This is a genomic window from Catenuloplanes sp. NPDC051500 (assembly GCF_044454585.1).
In the GTDB taxonomy this organism is placed as follows: Bacteria; Actinomycetota; Actinomycetes; order Mycobacteriales; family Micromonosporaceae; genus Catenuloplanes.
Map to the genome: position 1 here is coordinate 276,246 of NZ_JBITDX010000008.1, position 16,981 is coordinate 293,226.

At 70.4% G+C, this 16,981-nt stretch carries 16 protein-coding genes and 1 riboswitch; of the genes, 10 read left to right on the top strand and 6 right to left on the bottom strand.

Annotated elements, in window-relative coordinates; translation table 11 throughout:
* Positions 1-184: 184 nt before the first annotated feature.
* The 3 genes from helR to ACIA8K_RS18875 all read left to right on the top strand — a co-directional run bounded on the left by helR (position 185) and on the right by ACIA8K_RS18875 (position 3,827).
* The gene (helR, locus tag ACIA8K_RS18865; protein ID WP_396060547.1) at positions 185-2,359 is read left to right on the top strand and encodes an RNA polymerase recycling motor ATPase HelR; all 2,175 of its coding nucleotides are present in this window, start codon (positions 185-187) and stop codon (positions 2,357-2,359) included.
* A gap of 14 nt (positions 2,360-2,373) precedes the next feature.
* A riboswitch (cobalamin riboswitch) is annotated at positions 2,374-2,580 on the top strand.
* Positions 2,581-2,609: 29 nt separating this feature from the next.
* Positions 2,610-3,239: a 5,6-dimethylbenzimidazole synthase gene (gene bluB / locus ACIA8K_RS18870; protein ID WP_396060550.1), complete on the top strand. Its 630-nt coding sequence runs from the start codon at positions 2,610-2,612 to the stop codon at positions 3,237-3,239.
* A 42-nt stretch (positions 3,240-3,281) separates the two neighbouring features.
* Positions 3,282-3,827 carry a TetR/AcrR family transcriptional regulator gene (locus ACIA8K_RS18875; protein WP_396060552.1) on the top strand — a complete coding sequence of 182 codons (546 nt, stop codon included), beginning with the start codon at positions 3,282-3,284 and terminating at the stop codon, positions 3,825-3,827.
* A 70-nt stretch (positions 3,828-3,897) separates the two neighbouring features.
* Here the strand turns inward: ACIA8K_RS18875 and ACIA8K_RS18880 are convergent, their stop codons facing one another.
* The 3 genes from ACIA8K_RS18880 to ACIA8K_RS18890 all read right to left on the bottom strand — a co-directional run bounded on the left by ACIA8K_RS18880 (position 3,898) and on the right by ACIA8K_RS18890 (position 6,584).
* Positions 3,898-5,049: a DEAD/DEAH box helicase gene (locus tag ACIA8K_RS18880; RefSeq protein WP_396060555.1), complete on the bottom strand. Its 1,152-nt coding sequence runs from the start codon at positions 5,047-5,049 to the stop codon at positions 3,898-3,900.
* 249 nt (positions 5,050-5,298) lie between these two features.
* Entirely contained in the window at positions 5,299-5,502 is a 204-nt protein-coding gene (locus tag ACIA8K_RS18885; protein ID WP_033344340.1) for a cold-shock protein, read from the bottom strand.
* 254 nt (positions 5,503-5,756) lie between these two features.
* Entirely contained in the window at positions 5,757-6,584 is an 828-nt protein-coding gene (locus tag ACIA8K_RS18890) for a serine protease (RefSeq protein ID WP_396060558.1), read from the bottom strand.
* Positions 6,585-6,767: 183 nt separating this feature from the next.
* Here ACIA8K_RS18890 and ACIA8K_RS18895 point away from each other — a divergent pair, with 183 nt between their 5' ends.
* The gene (locus tag ACIA8K_RS18895; protein WP_396060560.1) at positions 6,768-7,475 is read left to right on the top strand and encodes a hypothetical protein; all 708 of its coding nucleotides are present in this window, start codon (positions 6,768-6,770) and stop codon (positions 7,473-7,475) included.
* Positions 7,476-7,687: 212 nt separating this feature from the next.
* Positions 7,688-8,146, top strand: coding sequence for a hypothetical protein (locus ACIA8K_RS18900; RefSeq protein WP_396060769.1), 459 nt, complete (start codon positions 7,688-7,690; stop codon positions 8,144-8,146).
* A gap of 3 nt (positions 8,147-8,149) precedes the next feature.
* Here the strand turns inward: ACIA8K_RS18900 and ACIA8K_RS18905 are convergent, their stop codons facing one another.
* Positions 8,150-8,449, bottom strand: a complete 300-nt coding sequence (locus ACIA8K_RS18905; protein WP_396060562.1) for an ArsR/SmtB family transcription factor — start codon at positions 8,447-8,449, stop codon at positions 8,150-8,152.
* Between the two features lie 62 nt (positions 8,450-8,511).
* Between ACIA8K_RS18905 and ACIA8K_RS18910 the strand changes: the two genes are divergently transcribed.
* Positions 8,512-9,291 carry an oxidoreductase gene (locus ACIA8K_RS18910; RefSeq protein WP_396060564.1) on the top strand — a complete coding sequence of 260 codons (780 nt, stop codon included), beginning with the start codon at positions 8,512-8,514 and terminating at the stop codon, positions 9,289-9,291.
* 82 nt (positions 9,292-9,373) lie between these two features.
* Positions 9,374-9,565, top strand: coding sequence for a hypothetical protein (locus tag ACIA8K_RS18915; RefSeq protein WP_396060567.1), 192 nt, complete (start codon positions 9,374-9,376; stop codon positions 9,563-9,565).
* 34 nt (positions 9,566-9,599) lie between these two features.
* On the opposite strand, the gene ACIA8K_RS18920 is transcribed toward ACIA8K_RS18915, so the two are convergent.
* Positions 9,600-10,649 carry a S66 peptidase family protein gene (locus ACIA8K_RS18920; RefSeq protein ID WP_396060570.1) on the bottom strand — a complete coding sequence of 350 codons (1,050 nt, stop codon included), beginning with the start codon at positions 10,647-10,649 and terminating at the stop codon, positions 9,600-9,602.
* A 108-nt stretch (positions 10,650-10,757) separates the two neighbouring features.
* Here ACIA8K_RS18920 and ACIA8K_RS18925 point away from each other — a divergent pair, with 108 nt between their 5' ends.
* The 3 genes from ACIA8K_RS18925 (at position 10,758) to ACIA8K_RS18935 (ending at position 13,953) form a co-directional block, all read left to right on the top strand.
* Positions 10,758-11,876 (top strand): AI-2E family transporter, encoded by a 1,119-nt coding sequence (locus tag ACIA8K_RS18925; protein ID WP_396060573.1) that lies wholly within the window; start codon positions 10,758-10,760, stop codon positions 11,874-11,876.
* A 251-nt stretch (positions 11,877-12,127) separates the two neighbouring features.
* Complete coding sequence (locus ACIA8K_RS18930) at positions 12,128-12,823, top strand: tryptophan 2,3-dioxygenase family protein (protein ID WP_396060575.1); 696 nt, start codon at positions 12,128-12,130, stop codon at positions 12,821-12,823.
* A complete protein-coding gene (locus tag ACIA8K_RS18935) occupies positions 12,820-13,953 on the top strand; it encodes a tryptophan 2,3-dioxygenase family protein (RefSeq protein WP_396060578.1) in 1,134 nt (377 codons plus the stop codon). Before ACIA8K_RS18930 ends, ACIA8K_RS18935 begins: the two co-directional genes overlap by 4 nt.
* Before the next feature lie 4 nt (positions 13,954-13,957).
* Here the strand turns inward: ACIA8K_RS18935 and ACIA8K_RS18940 are convergent, their stop codons facing one another.
* Positions 13,958-16,927 carry an MGH1-like glycoside hydrolase domain-containing protein gene (locus tag ACIA8K_RS18940; RefSeq protein ID WP_396060581.1) on the bottom strand — a complete coding sequence of 990 codons (2,970 nt, stop codon included), beginning with the start codon at positions 16,925-16,927 and terminating at the stop codon, positions 13,958-13,960.
* Between the last annotated feature and the right edge of the window lie 54 nt (positions 16,928-16,981).

The window sequence follows — 16,981 nt, forward strand, 5'->3', positions numbered from 1 at the left end:
CGTCTGGTCGCCGAGCAGTTTGAACCCTGAATCGCCGACTGCCGGGCATAAAAAAGGGCGGAAGGGAGACCCTCATCCGCCATTTCTAACTTATATCAGAGATGGGGTCTTGCCGCAAGACCCTATTCCTCCTGCACAATCGCTTGTCGAAGCCGTGAACACGGCATTTGAGGGGATTGTGCACATGCAGACCACCGCCAGCGCCTTCGCGCTGCCCGACCACCTCTCGGCCAAGGCCGATCCCGCACTGATCGCCGACGACGAGCGCCACTTCGCCGCCATGTCCGCCTCGATGAGCGCCCAGATCGACGACCTCTCCACCCGCCTCGACGCGGAGCGGAAGAACGCCGCCGGCCGCGGCCGCCAGGCCGTGGACCGGGACGAGGAGGTCAAGCGCCTCACCGCCCGCCTGCGCACGCTCCGCCGCTACAGCCTCGACCTCTGCCTCGGCCGAATGATCGCCGACGCCGACGCTGCCGACGCTGCCGACGCTGCCGACGCTGCCGACGCCACCGCCACCGCCACCGCCGACACCGATGCCGCCGACATCGATGCCGTCTACATCGGCCGGCTCGGCCTGACCGATGGCACCGGGCGTCGCCTGCTCACCGACTGGCGCTCGCCGGCTGCCGAGCCGTTCTTCGGTGGTACCCACAAGAACCCGATGGGCCTCGCGAGTCGCCGCCGCTACCGGTGGACGCGCGGCCGGATCACCGACTATTGGGACGAGGTCTTCACCCCGGATGCCCTTGACGGCCATGCCGCCCTCGACGACCAGTCCGCTTTCATCGCCAGCCTCGGCGGAAGCCGTTCGGCGCGCATGCGGGACGTGCTCGGCACCATCCAGGCGGACCAGGACGCGATCATCCGGGCCGGCTCCGGCGGCGCGCTTGTCGTGGACGGCGGTCCCGGGACCGGCAAGACCGTCGTGGCGTTGCACCGGACCGCCTATCTGCTCTACAGCGATCCGCGTCTCGGGCTTGGCAATCGCCGCGGCGGCGTGTTGTTCGTCGGCCCGCACGAGCCGTACCTCGCGTACGTCTCGGACGTGCTGCCGAGCCTCGGCGAGGACGACGTGCAGACCTGCACGCTGCGTGATCTGGTCCCGGAGGGTGCCGCGGCGGTCGTCGAGACGGATCCGGAGGTGGCGCGCCTGAAGTCGGGCACCGGGATGCTGACGGCCGTCGAGAACGCGGTCCGGTTCTACGAGGAGCCGCCGAGGTCCGGGACGGCCGGGCCGCATGTCACCCCGCAGGACTGGGCGGCCGCGTTCGAGGCCGCGGACGGCACGCCGCACAACGAGGCCCGCGAGCTGATCCGGGACGAGCTGGTCGCGATTCTGGTCGACCGCGACGACGCGGACCCCGGCGAGCTTCGCCGTGATGAGGAGCTGCGCGCCGCGCTGCACCGGGCCTGGCCGATGCTCGACGCCGCCGATCTGGTGGCCGATCTGTGGTCGGTCCCGGCCTTTCTGCGGCGGTGTGCACCCTGGCTGAGTCACGAGGAGGTGGCGACGCTGCAACGGCGGGACCGTACCTGGACCACCGCCGACCTGCCGCTGCTTGACGCGGCCCGCCGGCGGCTTGGCGACGCGGGGGCGGACCGGCGGGAACAGCTGCGGAGGGCGGCGGTGGCGGCCCGGCGGTCCCGGATGGCGACGGTCATCGACGATCTGATCGACTCCGCGGCCTACGACGACGGCGAGGGCCTGATGAAGATGCTTGTCCAGAAGGATCTGCACGAGGTGCTTGTCGACGGGGCCGTGCTGCCCGGCGGGGATCGGGACGCGCTGGCCGGCCCGTTTGCCCACGTCGTGGTGGACGAGGCGCAGGAGTTGACCGACGCGGAGTGGCAGATGCTGTTGCTGCGCTGCCCGTCCCGCAGTCTGACCATCGTCGGCGACCGTGCCCAGGCCCGCCGCCCGTTCACCGAGTCCTGGCAGGAGCGGCTCACCCGGGTGGGCCTGCACCGGATCTCGATCGCCGAGCTGAACGTCAACTACCGCACGCCGGCCGAGATCATGGCCGAGGCTGAGCCGGTCATCCGCGCGGCCCTGCCGGACGCGAACGTGCCGAACTCGATTCGCAGCAGCGGCCTCCCGGTCGTACACGCGGCGGTCGAAGATCTTGATCTGGTTCTTGAGATGCACCTGCACGAGGACGGCATCGCCGCCGTCATCGCGAGCGAAACCTTCCACAAGGGCCACGGGGGTACGCCGAGGGCGCGCGCCCTGACGCCGGAGCTGGCCAAGGGCCTGGAGTTCGACCTAGTGATCCTGATCGACCCCGGGGCCTGGCCGGCCGTGGACCGCTATGTCGCCATGACGCGTGCCACCCGGCAGCTGGTGATCCTGACCTGACGTAGGCTGCCGGTGGCACGAATCTGTTGCGAGGTGCCCCTTCCGTGCGCGGCGGGGGAGAATCTGGGAAGCCGGTGCGAGTCCGGCACGGGCCCGCCGCGGTGACCGGGGAGCTGCCGTCCACGCGTGAGAGCGCAGCCACTGGCCGATGAGGCTGGGAAGGCGGGCGGTGAGGTGACGATCCGGAAGTCCGAAGACCGGCCTCGCGCTGAGGTGGCCCTTCGGGGCCGGAGCACAGCGGGAGCCTGTGATGAGCAATGACCTGTACGAGATCATCCACCGTCGCCGGGACGTGCGGGGCGAGTTCACTGGTGAGCCGCTGCCGGAGGCGACGCTCGACCGGATCCTGGCCGCGGCGCACGCGGCGCCGAGCGTCGGGCTGTCGCAGCCGTGGGACTTCGTGGTGATCCGGAGCCGGCCGGTGCGGGAGGCGTTCCACGCGCATGTGCGGCGGGAGCGTGAGGTGTTCGCGGCGACGCTTGACGGGGAGGCGGCGGGCCGGTTCGCCCGGATCAGGATCGACGGGGTGCTGGAGTCGACGCTATCCATTGTGGTCACGTACGACGCCGAGCGTGGCGGCCCGGCGGTGTTGGGCAGGCATGCGATCGCGGACGCCGGGCTCTACTCCTCCTGCCTGGCCATTCAGAATCTGTGGCTGGCCGCGACCGCGGAGCGACTCGGCGTCGGCTGGGTGTCGTTCTACCGGGAGGAGTTCGTGCGGGAGCTGCTCGGCATCCCGGCCGGGATCCGCCCGGTCGCGTGGCTGTGCCTCGGTCCGGTCACCCGCCTGCACGACGTGCCGGACCTGGAGCGACACGGCTGGCGTACCCGCCGCCCGCTGTCCCTGGCCCGCCACACCGACCGCTGGGGCGCTCAGTGACGGCCGTGAAAGACCGAACGTTCTATCCGGTATGATGGCCGGATGAGGGAACCCAGGACGTCCGAGGCGCGTGCCCGGCTGCTCGCCACCGCGACCCGGATCTTCTACACCGAGGGCATCCACTCCGTCGGCATCGACCGGATCGTGGCCGAGGCGCAGATCACCCGGGCCACGCTCTACCGGCACTTCCCCGGCAAGGAGGACCTGGTCGTCGCGTACCTGACCGAGGCCGACCAGGCCATCCGCGCCCACGTGGAGCGGGCGCGGGCGGACGGGCTGACGCCCGTGGAGGTGGCACGGGCGATAGCGCACGGCATCGCGGACGACATCCGCACGCCCGGTTTCCGCGGCTGCGCGTTCCTGAACGCGGCAAGCGAATATCCCGACCCCGCCCACCCGGTGCATCAGGCCGTGCTCGTGCACCGGCAGTGGTTCCTGGACACGGTCTCGGAGCTGCTTCCCGAGCCCGCGGCCCGGCACTTCGTGCTGTTGCGCGACGGCGCGATGGCGTCCGGCTGCCTCAACGACCCGCAGTCGGTCTGTGAGACGTTCCTGCTCGGCGTGGAAGGCATCCTGACGACGGCCTGAGGAACAAAAAACTCTGCGGGGGTACGGGCCGCGGCCCGTACCCCCGCAGAGTTTGTGTGCTCGGTGGTTTCTAGGCGGGGATCAGCGCCGGGTGACCGGGCGTGACCGCGTCGAAGTCCGGGCGGATGCCGGCCTGGGTGAGCAGCCGGTGCACCTCGCGGCGCTGCTCCGGGAAGACGAGCGTGAAGACCGTGCCGGACCGGCCGGCGCGCGCGGTGCGGCCGCCCCGGTGCAGGTAGTCCTTGCCGTCCGCGGGCGGATCCACGTTCACGACGAGGTCGAGCTCGTCGATGTGGATGCCGCGCGCCGCCACGTTCGTCGCCACCAGGATTGTCGCGGTGCCGGCGCGGAACTGCTCAAGCGCGCGGGTGCGCTGGTTCTGCGAGCGTCCGCCGTGCAGCGCGACCGCCGGGAGGCCTGTCGCGCTCAGCCGGGTGGCCAGCCGGTCCGCAGCCCGCTTGGTCGCGACGAACATGATCGACCGCGGGTTGCGGGCCGCGATGTCTGCCGCGATCGCCAGCTTGTCTCCGGCCGCCACCTCGAGCAGGTGGTGCCGCATCGTGGTGACGCTGCCGGTGGGCGGGTCGACGCCGTGCGTGACCGGCTCGGTGAGGAACCGCCTGACCAGCCGGTCCACGGCCTTGTCGAGCGTGGCGGAGAACAGCATGCGCTGCCCGTTCCGCGGGGTCTGGTCGAGCAGCGCGCTGACCTGCGGCAGGAAGCCGATGTCGGACATCTGGTCGGCCTCGTCGATGACCGTCGTGGTCACCTGGTCGAGGCGGCACTGACCGGCCTTCACCAGGTCGGCGAGGCGACCCGGGGTGGCGACCACGATCTCGACGCCACGCGCAAGCGTCTGCGCCTGCGCGGCGGCGGAGAGACCGCCGACCACTGTGGCCATCCGCAGCCGCAGTGCGGACGCGTAGGGGGTCAGCGACGCGGTCACCTGCTGGGCCAGCTCGCGGGTCGGCGCCAGGATGAGCGCCAGCGGCGCACGGCTGACGGCCTTCTTGCCGTCGAGCAGCGTGAGCAGCGGAAGCCCGAAGGCGAGCGTCTTGCCCGAACCGGTACGGCCACGGCCGAGCACATCCCGGCCGGCCAGCGCATCGGCCAGCACTGCGGACTGTATGGGGAACGGGGTGGTGAGCCCGTTGCGGTGCAACGCCTTGGCGAGACCGGGTGCCAGCGGCAGGTCGGCGAACGTGCCGGCGCCGGTGGGCATCGGGGTCGTGACGACAACCTGGGCGGGCGGAGCGGAAGCCTCGATGGGCTTGCGCGGCGGGCGCCGACGGCCACGCCGGGGGGAGGACACAGTACCTGCGGTCATATGTCTGCAGATGCCTTTCTTGGACACGGCGCGCACCGCACCGTGACAGGAGGCATCGATGGAAACGAACCGAGGTGATATGGCAAAGAAAAAAGGCCCGGGTGGCGGCGCGCCGAATCGGTCACGCCACCACCCGGTGGAAAATCAGAGCGGGCGGATGTTGGCCGCCTGCGGGCCCTTCTGGCCAGGGGTGATGTCGAACTCGACCCGCTGGTTCTCCTCCAGGCTGCGGAAACCGCTGGAGGCGATCGCCGAGAAGTGGGCGAACACGTCGGCGCCACCCTCATCCTGAACGATGAAGCCGAAGCCCTTGTCCGCGTTGAACCACTTGACGGTGCCGGTGGCCATGTCTTCTCCTTCGCGAGCTGTGGGAGGTCCGCACTGCGCGAACCTCTCGTTGCCGCGTTTGATCGCCCGTCCGGAAAAGACGAAATATGAAAAAAGCGCCCGAAGGGTCCGGATACCCACCAGGCGCTGTCATTCATGCAACACAACGTCTACGGAATCAAAACTGCAACGAGAAGAACACTAACACGGTTTGGCTGATCTTCAGCAACGTTCGCTGAAACGGGCGACCGGGGACGACCCGGCCGCCCGGTGGATCAGTCCGGCAGCAGGCACCCGGAGAGCGTCAGATCGATGACGCGTGCCGAGGTCAGGCAGGTGGTGAACCAGTACGTCTGCTCGCCGTAGCCCCGCCCGGACAGCACCGAGACCGTACCGTCGGCCGCGACCTCGCACGGGTTGTTGAGCGTGCAGCGCCCGCCGTCCTCATTGCCTGTGTTGTTGATGCCGATCACCTGTCCGGTGGCCGAGCTCACGATCGGGGAGCCGGACGTGCCGCCGATCGTGTCGCAGCCGGCGTTGTAGCGGATCGAGTCCGTCCACGACCATTCGTCCTCACGAAGCGTGGGCACGAAGCCGTCGATCGCGCAGTTCCAGACGCGCTTCCAGTACCCGGACGGGATCGACATCGAGGTGCCGGCGCTCGGGCGGCTCGACGAGAGCGTGAGCGCGGTGGCGCCGTACGTGCTCTGCAGCGACGCGAACGTGGTGTTGAGCCGGTAGAGCGTGACGTCGGTGCCGGTCATCGTGGCGTAGAGGACCCGATCCGCGCGGACCGTGCCGAGCGCGCCGCCCGACGCGTTGAGCAGCGTGCCGCTGCGGGTGCTCGAGACGTTGCGCAGCACGGTGCCGGCGGCGATGAAGCCGCGCTCGTAGCAGTGCCCGTTGGTAAGCATCATCGCCCGGTCCGTGCTGACCGAGGTGGGGTACCGCACAAGCGACGCCGAGCAGTTGGAGAGCGAGATGGTCGACGCCAGCGTGGCCGCCTGGATCGCCGGAGCCGGGGCCGCAGAGGCCGGTTGTCCAAGAAGGACAGCCGCGGCCGCGGCGGCCGCTACGGTGGCGAGTGCCCGTCGAAGCTGCATGAAGGATCCCTTCCGCGAGGCGGCGGCTCGGGGTGGGCCGCCGAGCCGTACCCTCGCATCGGGGTTGATAGGTGTCAATAAACCAATATCACCCTGGTCCCGGTGATATGCCCCTCGACGAGCGGCGGCCATGATCTTCGTTAGCATTGCCGAGTTCGCTTACGGTGGTCGAAACGAGGGCAGATGCGACTTTTCGGACTGGGTAAGCGGAAGGTGCAGCACGATCCGAGCCAGCAGGCCGCGCTGCTCGCGCAGGTCCGCGAGGGTTTCGGCGCGCACGTCCAGGGCCGGTACCCGGACCAGGCCGCCGGCGTCACCCCGTTCCTGCAGGGCGACGACGGGCTGCTTGTCGCCGGCACGATCCTGCGCGAGTTCGCGGACACGGCCAACGACGCGCTCGCCGCCCAGTGCGCGGACCTCTACCGGCGCACCGGCCACCGGATGATGGTCGACAGGCGCAACTACCGGCCGCTGTGGAAGGAGGCCGGGCACGCGCTGCAGTGGCCGCTGTTCGCGCTCCCGTGCGGCTTCCACCCCTACATCCACGTGCAGGCCGCGGCCACCACAATCGGGCGCAACGCCGGCCGCTACGTCGACGTCGCCGACTCGTACGCCACCCTCACCCACCTGTTCGAGGCGCTCGACCTGCTCCTCTGCGGCTGGGAGTTCGGCCGGGTGCGCGTCGACGCCGACTCCGCGATGCTCGCCGACCGCCTGATCGTCTCCGCCACCGACATCCGCTCCGCCATGCCGCAGGAACCCCCGCTGCCGCAGCCGGTCCGCGAGCAGATGCGCCGCAACAACGCGATCGACGTCTACCTCCCCACCGGCCAGCAGATCGTCGGCCAGTTCAACCCCGGCAAGACCATGCGGGAGAAACTGCTGGCGTGACCTCGGCCGGCGTCACCCGCCACCCGGCGTCCTCCCTCGAGGTCAGCCGCCGTTCGGCCCACTCCTCCATCTCGGCCCCGGCGTAGCCGGCCATGTCGAACCGGGCGGTGCGCGTTGACTCTCGACCTGGTCGAGGGCCGAGCCTTGCCGGGTGGACGGCCCGGGTGACCGGGCCCGGCGAAGGAGGATGCGTGACGGGGACTGATGACGTGATGGCGGCGATCGGGGCGGCGGTCGAGCAGGGCCGCGCGGGCGATGCGCAGGGTGCCCGGGAGGCGCTCGCCGCGCTGTGGGCGCGCGTCGGTGCGGAAGGCGACGCGTTGCACAGGTGCAGCATCGCGCACTACCTCGCGGACCTGCAGGACGAGGTGGTGGAGGAGTTGGCGTGGGATGAGCGGGCGCTTGACGCGGTCAGCACGCTCAGCGACGAGCGGGTGCGCCGCTTCCACGACTCGCTGCAGGTGCGCGCGTTCCTGCCGTCGCTGTATCTCAACCTGGCCGACGCGCACCGGCGTGCCGGGAACCGGGATGAGGCGCGACCGCATCTCGCCGCGGCGGTGGCGGGGCTGGACGTGCTTCCGGACGACGCCTACGGCGCCATGATCCGTGCCGGGGTCGAGAACGTGCGGGTCGCCCTCGACGAGGGGTCGACCGCGCGTCTGGTGCCCTGACGCTCAGCCGGGGATCTTCAGGATCGTGCCGAGCAGGCCGGGGAAGCGGGCCTCGAAGTCGGGGCGGAGTGAGTTCCAGCAGCGGGTGCCGTCGGGACGGCTGTGGATGACGCCTGCCTGGCGGAGCGTTTTCATGTGGTGGCTGAGCGTGGACTTCGCTACCGAGGTGGGGAAGTCGCCGCCGAGATGTTCGCGGCCGTCGGAGAGGACGCGGACGATCGACAGGCGGATCGGGTCGCCGAGTGCGGTAAGCGCCTGGGCGAGCGTCACGTCCGCAAGGTCCGGGTGGAGCGCTTGACGCACGGGGTCCCTCTCGTGGTTGTATGTTCGAACTTCGTCGAACATCGAACATGGGAGTCACCAGTATGACGGTCACCGCCCCCGCCACCGGCCTGGAGGGCAAACGCGTCCTCGTCACCGGCGGCACCCGTGGCATCGGCGCGGCCATCGCGAAGCACTTCACGGCCGCCGGCTCGGCCGTGGTGGTGGCCGCGCGCACGGAGGGGGAACACACGCACGGCACGTTCGTGGCCGCGGACCTGGCCACCGAGGACGGCACGGCCCGGCTCGCGGCGGACGCGCTGGAGCTCCTCGGCGGCATCGACGTGATTGTGAACAACGCGGGCGGCCAGCGCCGGGTGCCGGACGGCGTGCTTGCCATGACGGACGAGGACTGGACCGAGGACCTCGCCATCAACCTGCTCGCGGCCGTGCGCCTGGACCGGCGTTTGCTGCCGCGGATGGTCGCGCAGCGCTCCGGCGTGGTCATTCACATCGGGTCAGGCGCGGCCCGGGTGCCTCAGCCGGCCGCGATCGCCTATGCCTCGGCCAAGGCGGCGCTCGCCACCTACAGCAAGGGCCTGGCGAACTCGATGGGGCCGCACGGCATCCGGGTCGTCGCGGTGAACCCGGGCGTGATCGAGACGGCGGACACCTACAGGCGCTTCGCCCGGATGGCGGAGCAGGACGGCGTCGACGTGCCGGAGATCCGCCGCCGGATCGCGGAGCGCTTCGAGATCCCGCTCGGCCGGTTCGGCGCGGCCGAGGAGATGGCCGAGTTGGTCACGTTCCTGGCGTCGCCGCGTGCGGGGTACCTCACCGGCACGCAGTTCGCGGTCGACGGCGGCCTGATGCCCACGGTCTGAGGCGGTGCTGTCAGCAGCGCGACAGGCACAGGTCGCCCGGTCGGGTTAGATGCACAAAACGCCAGGTCACGGGGGAGGACTCATGGAGGACGCGTTGCTGGCCTACAACGCCGGCCGCGTCGATGCGCTGGAGGGCCGCCGCGACGCGGGCCTGGCGGAGCATCCCGACACGGGCGCGGACTACCGGCGCGGGTTCCTCGACGCGCGGATCGAGGTCGTGAACATGCACGCCGGTCTGCGGCGGCTGCTCGGCCACGAGGATCCAGGCTTCTGAGAGCGCGCCCGGGCCGATCCATCGCGGCGACTCCCTATCGATAGTCGGCGAAGATTCGGCGCTCCGCACCGTCAACGGTGATCAGACCGCCGTGCGGCAGGATCCACTGCGGCCTGGTGTGACCGAACGGCACCCCCACGCAGACGACCGCCTCCGGGTTGTAGCGAGTCACCACGTCGACCACGGCATCCCGCTGCTCCGCACGCAACCGCGCGCGATCCACGGCGACGGGGCGGCTGGCGTGGTCGGAGACCGGCGGACGTGCGACCAGGACCGCATCAACCGCGCCGAGAATGCCACGCTCGCCGAGGGAACGGACGATCCAGCCGACCTCGCGGGCGGGCAGCAGCTTCTCCGAGGTCTCGATGATCAGCACCCCGCCGTCCAGGACCTCCGGAGGGAACGGGAAGCGCCCGGCCGTCAGAATCCACTGGATGACTTCGAGGCAACCGCCCCAGGTGACCCCGGTGACGGAGCGGCGCGGCCCGAACCAGCTCCACAGCTCGGTAGGCTCGCGTTCCCCCGGGGACTCGAGCGCCAGCGGATCGGCCCAGTCGATGCCGTAGTCCTCGGACTCGCCCGGATCGGTGATCTCCAACCGCTCCCCGGTGACCAACGCCGCCCGCAGCGACCGTGCGTGGATGTCGTCCACGGCCGGGCCGGGACCGAGGTGCACCTGCGACGATCCGCCGTAGAAACTGGAGATGCCAAGTCCCCAGAGCCAGTGATGCAGGTTGGTGTTGTCGCTGGTGCCGACGAACGGCTTCGGATCGGCTCGGGCGAGGCCGGCGTCCAGGTGCGGGACGACGGTGATCTGATCCTCGCCTCCGACGACAGCGAGAATGCCACGGACTCGGGGGTCGGCGAAGGCAGCGTTGATGTCCGCCGCCCGCGCCTCCGGTGGGGCACCAACGGCGCGGGTGGTCGGGTACTCGACCGGGACGAGGCCTGTCACGTCGGCGAGCCGTCGCATGGCCTGCTCGTGAATCTCGGGGTAGGCGCCCGCCGCGGCGAAGGACGGCGAGACGACCGCGATGTGATCCCCTGCGCGGGCCTTCCGGGGATGAACGAGATCGTGACTCATTCCGAGATCCAACAGCCGTGCCCGTCGGTGCGCATCTCATTTCGGCCGCTCGTGCTCCACGTCGAGTCCAGCGGGTGGTAACGGCCGGGATCACCTAGGGTACGACCTGTGAAGGTCTTGAACGCGGCGAAGAGCCGATCCGCCCTGCGCACCTCCGCGATCGTCGTCGTGCAGCTGCTCGCCCTGATGCTGTTCGGCTACGTGCTGCTGAAGCTGCTCGGCTGGGCGTGGCCGGTGATCTGGCCGCTGACCGTCGCGCTGCTGCTCACCACGCTCACCTGGCCGCCGACCCGGTTCCTGCGCAGGCACGGCTGGCCGCCGGCGCTCGCCGCGTCCGTGGTCACGCTGGTGTTCCTGCTTGTCGCGGCCGGGATCATCGTCGGCATCGCGGTGCCGGTCGCCAGTCAGGGGCCGGCCCTCGCGGACGGCGTGGCAGACGGCATCACCCAACTGCGCGACTGGGCCTCCGGGCCGCCGCTGAACATCGGGGACGCGCAGGTCGACAGCGCGTTCAACACTGCCGTCGACAAGATCCAGTCGAGCGTCGGCAGCATCGTGAACTACACGGTCACCGGCGTCGGCGCGGTCGTCAACGGCCTGATCACCATCGTGCTCGCGCTGTTCCTGATGTTCTTCTTCCTCAAGGACGGGCCGAGGTTCCTGCCGTGGCTCAGCCAGCAGCTGCCGGGCCGGCTCAGCCGTGACGTGCCGGAGATCGCGGCGCGCAGCTGGAAGACGCTCGGCTCGTTCGTGCTCTCCCAGGCGTTCGTCGGCCTGCTCGACGCGATCTTCATCGGCCTCGGCCTGTGGATCGTCGGAGTGCCCCTGGTGCTGCCGTTGGCCGTGCTGACGTTCATCACCGCGTTCATCCCGATCGTCGGCGCGCTCTTCGCCGGCTTTGTCGCGGTGCTGATCGCGCTGGTCTTCGAGGGCCCGTGGGACGCGCTCATCGTGCTGATCATCATCCTGGTCGTGCAGCAGCTGGAGGGGAACGTCTTCCAGCCCATGGTGCAGAGCCGCGGGCTGGGCCTGCACGCGGGCGTGGTGCTGCTGGCGGTGACGCTTGGCGGCAGCGTGTCCGGGATCGTCGGGTCGCTGCTGGCGGTGCCGATCGCGGCGCTGATCGCGGTCTTCTGGACGTATGTGCGCGAGCAGCTTGCGGATCCGGAGCCCGTTGCGGACCCTCCGGCGGTCGAGCCTGAGGCGGGGACCGCGGCGAAGGCCTGATCACCTGCCGTCCTCCGGCGCCGTCTGCGCGCCGGAGGACGCGTTCGGGCGCCCTGAAACAGTCGCTCGACGATCATCCGCACCCCACGCCGCCACCGCCGAAGGCCGTCATCTGCGCAATTAGGACAAAAGCGCAGGCCAGGCGTGGGGTGAGCGCCCGCATGATCCCATTGTGCGCGCCGTGGGAAAATCGCTTCATGTGATATCTAGATCACGCTTTGAAGTGGCCGTGGGATCGATATTGTTCGCTCGTGACGACCGAGCACAGTAGACCAGTTCTACCCGGTGAGGGAATCAACGACTACGTCCGGTACATGCGCACCGACGAGCTCCTGGCTCTGCAACGCACCGCTGACCAGTGGGTACACCCCGACGAGCTGCTGTTCCAGATCACCCACCAGAGCACGGAGCTGTGGCTCAAACTTGCAGGTGCCCAGCTCGACCGCGCTGCCGCGCACGTGGCCGACGGCGAGACCGGGCACGCCGAACTGCTGGTCCAGCGCGCGGCAACGGCGTTGCGCCTGATCACCGAGCAGCTGGACATCCTGCGTCACCTCACCCCGGCCGACTTCAACCACATCCGCCCCGCGCTTGGCAACGGCTCCGGCGCCGAGTCGCCGGGCTGGCAAGGGCTGCGCCGGGCGGCCCGCCGGCTCGGCGCCGAGTTCGACGCGCGACTGGCAGCGGACGGCGTCGAGCTCGGCGCGCTCTACCGTGGGGATCCCACCGTCGCGCTGTACCGGCTGGCAGAGGCACTTGTCGCGCTTGACGAGCGGATCGCGCTCTGGCGCACGGAGCACTACAAGATCGCGACCCGGATCATTGGGCACGCGGTGCTTGGCACGCAGGGAACACCTGTCGACACGCTCGCGCGACTGATCGCGCAGAAGCTCTTCCCGAAGCTGTGGCAGATCAGAACCGAGATCACCAAGGGGTACGGATCATGAGCGCTGAATCTGTGGCCGTGCGGACCTGGACCGTGGACGGCGGCGACTTCCCCTACCAGTCCGTGCTCACCGCGTACCGCCGATGCGGTAAGGCTCTGGTCCCGGACGACCTGCTTGACGCGCTGTGCGATGCCCGCGTGCACGCGGGCGGCGAGCTGCTCTCCTTCCTGGATGTGTTGCTCGACAAGCGCGACGGCGTCTACGACTACCGGTCCTACCTGGCGCTGCCGGTGTTGACGCCCTACCTCGACGACCGTGATCTGCTCACCGTGCTGCTTGTCGCGGACCTGATGCGCTTCGAGGCGGCCGCGTGCGACGACCTCTCCGGGCCGCTGCCGGTGATGCCGCCGGAGGACGCGCTTGTGGAGAAACGGCTGCGGCACGCGCTGCGGGTGATCCGCCCGGCGCTGGACCGGCTCGGCTGGTCCACTCCGGTGCTGGAGCCGGGCGTGCGGGCCGAGGCGCGTGCGGTGTGCGAGACGGTCGCGGCGAAGGCGAGCGACGCACAGCAGCTCATGGTCCGCTGCAGCGTGCTGCCGGTCGACGTGGTCCACGACGAGTACCTGTTCATCCGCGTGCTGCAGACGTTCGAGACCGCGTTCGCCCAACTGGTCCGCGATCTCGAGGCGGCCGTGGACGCGCTCACGGCGGGCGCCGCGGCCGGTGCGGAGGACGCGCTGTGCCACGCGGCCACTTTGTTGCGCGAGGTCAGTCCACTGTGGTCCGTGGTGGCGACCATGCGGGTGGAGTCGTTCCGCCGCTTCCGGCAGTGGACCGAGGGCGCCAGCGCCATCCAGTCCCGGCACTACAAGCTGATGGAGAGCCTGGCCCGCCGGCCCGACGACGCCCGCCTCGGCTCGGCCGCCTACCAGAACGTGCCGGAGATCCAGGCGCAGGTCCTGCTCGGCCTGCCGTCTGTGGACGCGGCCTACCGGGAGGCGCGCCTGACCCTCGCGGAGCACGCGGCCGTGGGCGCGGCCATGGCCGACTTCGCCGCCTCGATCGACGCCTGGCGCCGTACCCACTACCGGCTCGCCACCCGGATGCTCGGCACCGACACCGGCGGGACCGGCTACACCAACGGCACGTCGTACCTGGCGCAGGCGCGGGAGATCCCGGTCTTCAGCTGAGCGGTCACGACCTGGTCAGCACCGTGACACGGTCGATGGAGAGCGGGCCGGCGTCCAGCCGCACCCCGAACGCCGGGGACCAGGACGCCAGCGTCGCGCCGTCGACCGCGGCGGAGACCGGCGCGTCGTGCACCGCCGCCCAGCGGCCGTCGTGCTCGACCCAGGTGGTCAGGCGTCCCCAGCGCACCAGGATCGCGAAGCGGTCGCCGGGCTCCCAGGTGACCTCGGCACAGCAGCCGCCGGTGGCCTCCGGGCGGGAGCGGCCGCCGGTCTGCACGTCCGCGCCGGAACTGCGGTGATGGTTGTTGTACCAGGCCAGCGCGGCGTCACCGGAACCGCCGGAGAGGCCTAGGAACAGGCTGTCCTCGGGTGCGGCGCCGGAGAACGCGCGCGGTGTGACGATCACGGCGGTGCCCTCCCCGGAGGCGGCGACCGGCGCGGCGAACACCGCGAACGCGCGGGCGGAGGCGCTCGCGGTAAGTGCGCCGTCCGCGATGCGCAGCGAGGGGGAGGGCTCGGCCACCGGATGATCGACCCGGTAGGCCCGCTCGTCGTCGAAGTCGTCATCCCAGGCGGTCACCGGGTAGTCGGCCGGGTCGAACTCGTAGGTCGTGGTGGTGAGCGCGCTCGTCACCCCCGCGGCGGTACGGGCCAGCGCGCGCACCGGCAGACCGGCGGACGGGTCGGCGTCCGCGGGCACGCTCACCTGCCAGGCCACGTCGTAGGCCGCTCCGGCCCGCAACGCCCGGGGCGGCACGGTGACGGGGGAGACCGCCCAACCGCGCGGCGCCTCAAGGCTCACCCGGACCTCCGGCACGGCCGCGGACGCGGACACCGTTCCCCGTACCGTGAAAGGGGTTCCCGGGTCTATCGCGGTGGTGGGCGGCACCGTCAGGCTGATCCGTGGGTCAGGGGTGCGCCAGAGTTGGACCGCGGTGACGCCGAAGACGCCGGGGGCCGAGATGCGCAGCCGGTCGGTGGTCAGCGGCGGGTCGATCAGGACGCGGTTGACGGTCCGGCCCGCGGGCTGCGCCGGAGTGCGCGTCTGGCCCGGCACCTCGCGCCAGATGCCGTCCGCGCCCTGATGGTGCAGCGTGAACGACGGTGGAGTGCGCACGCCGCCGCCGTCGTCGTAGAACACGGCGCGCACGTCCGAGACCACGGTCGCGGCGCCCAGATCGACCTCCAGGTGGTCGGCCCCGTGCGGGGAACCGTAGGAGGTCCAGCGGGTGGAGGGCACGTCGAGGTGGAAGTCCTGGCCGTCGATCGCGTCCGCGGGGCTGTCCCCGGACCAGGTGTACGACGCGCGCGCGGCCGGATAGCCGGTCCCGGCGGGGTTTGCGGCGTCGTCGATCTGCTCCTGTACGGGGCCTGCATCGAAAGCGACCCGCACCGTCACATCGCCCGGCGCCGACCGGTGCAGCACCTGCCGCCCGTCCACCCACACCCGGAACCCCTGCCCCCGGCCGTACGCGCTGCCATCCGCGTCCCACAGCACGGACAGGTTGTGACCGTGATAGGCCAGGTTCTCCACCGCGAAGTGGTCGTAGTCGTTGAGCGGTGAGATGCGTACCGTGTCGCCAGGCTGCGGCCGGATCCCGAGCAGCCCGGACAGCACCAGGTCGGTGAACGTGGAGTGGTTGTAGTCCTCGCTGTGCCCGCGCCCGTCGTAGAGCCACCGGTTCTCGTCCGGGTGGTGCGCCTCCGCCACGTACGGCCGGTCGTTCCGGCGCTGCGTCAGCGCGTAGGCCCGCAGCAGCTCCTGATAGTCCTGAGTGGTCACATAGGACTGTCCCGGGTAGTCGAGCAACTGATTCGCCAGCCCGGTAAGCGTCTGACTCGTCGCGAACGGCCAGCTCGGCCCGTTCCACCTGCAGCACCCGCTCAGCGCCTCGTGCATGAACCACGGGCTGCGCCGCTCCGCAGTCGTCGGGCCGAACGACGCCGCGAACCCCTGCGGATCGGTCAGCTGCGCCCACGCCACCGCGTTATCCGCCGACGGCAGGTGGAAGTACCAGGGGACGTAACCCATCAGCTCGCGGTCCGCGATCGGCGCGGTCTCGTCGCGCTGCACGTGCTTGTAGAAGTCGCCGTCCCAGAGCTGCCGCTCGGTCTGCGCCTTCAGCGCCGCAGCCTCCCGCTCGTAGCGCGCCGCAGCCTGCGGGTCGCCCGCCCGCCGCAGCAACGACGCCAGCGCACGCGCGTCGCCGTACTGGTAGGCGTTGAGCGTAGGCCGGAAACCGTCGCCACCGTGGTAGGGATCGTCCGTCTGATAGGACCCCGCCGTGTACTCCATCGCGTCCCACACCGGCGTCTGCCAGTACAGCCCGCGCGTCGCGTCGAAGTTGCTCGCCTTCCAGCCCTCGTACTGCTTCACCAGCTGCGGCAGCCGGTCCAGCAGATAGCGCCAGTCGCCGCTCACCTCGGCCCGGGCCACGGCCGCGTCGACGGCCCAGAACGAGTACTGATGAGCCCAGTCCGTGGTGTTCTTGTTGAGCCCTTCGGTCGCCGGTTTCGCGCCCGACCCCGAGCCGCGCAGCCAGTAGTCCACATAGTCGTCGAGGTAACGCCGGTCCCGCAGCCAGCGGCCCTCGTAGAGGTGGTGCCCGGCCGCCGCGTTGATCCCGCCGAACGGCGCCGAATAGCCCACCGGCCCCAGGAACTCGGTCACGATCCACCCGTCCCGGGGCCCGGTGTACTTCAACGCCTCCTTGAACGTGCGCCACCTGTAGTAGTACGTCTCCTCGATCTCCTGGTCCGGCAGATCGACGAACGGGATGTTCGCCTCGTACCACCCCGGCTCCGGCACGTCGCCGAGCAACGCCCCGTGATCGAGAAACGCGGTCCCGGCCCCGACCGGCGGGTACAGCGGCGACGTCGCCACCGGCGCGGCAATCGACCCCATCGCGGCCACCACAAGCGCCGCACCGATCCGCCCGCCCCAGCCCGCATCGACCATGATGTATTCAAACACGCACAGACAGAGACCGAAACCTTTGCTTTCCCGCCTCCGCGGTGGCCGGGACCC